Consider the following 2,165-nt stretch of genomic DNA (forward strand, 5'->3'; position numbering starts at 1 on the left):
GCATACGGCACGGGGGCCCACCAGCGTGACATCGAGGGCGACCTCGCCACGGACGCCGGGACCCCGAGTGACGGCACCCGGACGTGGAGCTTCACCCTGCGTCCGGGCCTGACGTGGCAGGACGGCTCGCCGATCACGTGCGGCGACGTGCGCCACGGCGTGGCGCGCACCTTCGACCGTCGCACGCACGTCGGCGGCACCAACTATGCGAGCTTCCTGCTCGACATCCCGACGCAGGTCACCCCCGAGGGGCTCGAGAAGCCGGTCTATGCCGGCCCGTCGGACACGGCGCACGAGGCGGACTTCGAGCGGGCCGTCTCGTGCAACGGCCGCACCATCACCTTCAGGCTGCGGGACTCCGAGCCCGACTTCCCCCGCATCGTGGCGCTCCCGGAGTTCGCCCCGCGCAAGGCGTCCGCCGACACCACGAGCGACAAGGCGTCGTATGCCGTCATGTCGAGCGGGCCCTACCGGCTCAAGGAGCCGTGGGTGGTCGGCCAGGGGGGCACCTTCGTGCGCAACGAGCACTGGGACCCCCGCACCGACCCCATCCGGAAGGCCTACCCCGACGAGATCCACGTGACCTCGGGGCTCGGGGAAGCCACGGTCATCCAGCGACTGCTCAACCAGCAGGACGACGACGCCTACGCCGTCTCGTGGGTGCAGGCCAGCCCCACCCTGCGCAACCAGTCGGGCACCGGGCTGCAGGCACGGCTGACGTTCCCCTACACCGGCAACGTCGACTACCTCGCCCTCAACATGCGCAGCACGGTCATGGCCAACCCGGCCGTGCGCAAGGCCCTCGAGCTGTCGACGAACCGTGCGACGTACGTGACGGCCACCGGTGGCGAGGGCGCCGGGACGCCGGCGTGGTCGATCCTGTCGCCGACCGTCGACCCCACGTCGGTGATGCCAGCCCCGGGCGCCGGTGTCGAGGGCGACCCCGAGGGGGCCCGCAAGGTCCTCCAGCAGGCGGGGGTGACGCTGCCCGTCCCCCTGCGCGTCGTCTACGCCCGTTCCGTGCTCGGCGACAAGGCGTATGCYGCCTTGGCCGCCGGGTGGGACCGCGCGGGCTTCGACGTGCAGCTCACCGGCGTGCCGCCCGAGGAGTACTACGAGACGATCGAGAAGGCGACGTCGGTCGGCTCCTTCGACGTCTTCCGCGGCGTGTGGACGCCCGACTGGCCCTCCGCCGGTGGGGTCCTGCCGGCGCTCTTCGACTCGCGCATCAACATCGACTCGTCAGGCCCCGGGCAGGACGTCGGCTACTTCAGCAGCGACGTCGTCAACGCCCTCATCGACAAGGCCGACGCCACCGCCGATCCTGCCGCCCGCGCGACGGTGTGGGAGCAGGCTGACGCGGCRGTGCGTGGGGAGGGCGGCTACATCGCCCTCTCCGCGACCAAGGCGCTCCACCTGCACGGGTCGGGCGTCAGGTTCTACGAGGACCACCCGGTCGGCGGGATCGTCGACCTCGCCACGGTGGCCGTGCGCTGACCACCCCCGATCCGAGAGGCCCCCACCGTGCCGCGACTGCTCTTCGTCCACGCCCATCCCGACGACGAGACGCTGACGTGCGGCGTGACGATGGCCCACCACGTCGCTCGCGGTGACGAGGTCCACGTCCTCACCTGCACCCTCGGCGAGGAGGGGGAGGTCATCCCGCCCGGACTGGCCCACCTCGAAGGGGACCCGGACGACACTCTCGGCCCGTACCGCCACGGCGAGCTGACCCGGGCGCTGTGCCGCGTCGGCGCCGTCATGCACGTGCTCGGCGAGGACCGGGCGGCGGGTCGGCTCTCGCGCTACCGCGACTCGGGCATGGAGGGCTCGCCGGCCGCCGCGCGACCTGAGGCGTTTGCCGCCGCGGACCTCGACGTGGCAGGCGGTCTCGTCGCCGACGTCATGCGCGAGGTGCAACCCGACGTCGTCGTGACCTACGACGCCCACGGCGGTTACGGCCACCCCGACCACATCCAGACCCACCGCGTGACACGCCGGGCGCTCGAGCTGCTCGACGATGCGGACCGGCCGGCCCGCGTCTTCGAGATCCTCACCCCGATCGGCTGGGCCCGGGAGGACCGGGCCTGGCTGCACGGCGCCGACCCGGTGCGGCTCCAGACCGCCGCGTGGTGGGCCGAGCAGGAGCTGGGGGCCGACGGGCC

At 72.7% G+C, this 2,165-nt stretch carries 2 protein-coding genes; both read left to right on the plus strand.

The genetic code is table 11. The features are described from left to right. Nucleotides 1–1,497, plus strand: a 1,497-nt coding sequence (locus AC1DP0_RS21190; RefSeq protein ID WP_478088429.1) for an ABC transporter substrate-binding protein, incomplete at its 5' end; no start/stop codon positions are given. A gap of 27 nt (nucleotides 1,498–1,524) precedes the next feature. After that, the coding region (locus tag AC1DP0_RS21195; protein ID WP_478088431.1) for a PIG-L family deacetylase at nucleotides 1,525–2,165 on the plus strand (641 nt) is incomplete at its 3' end.

The sequence above is a fragment of the Terrabacter sp. P5_B1 genome (assembly GCF_056400505.1).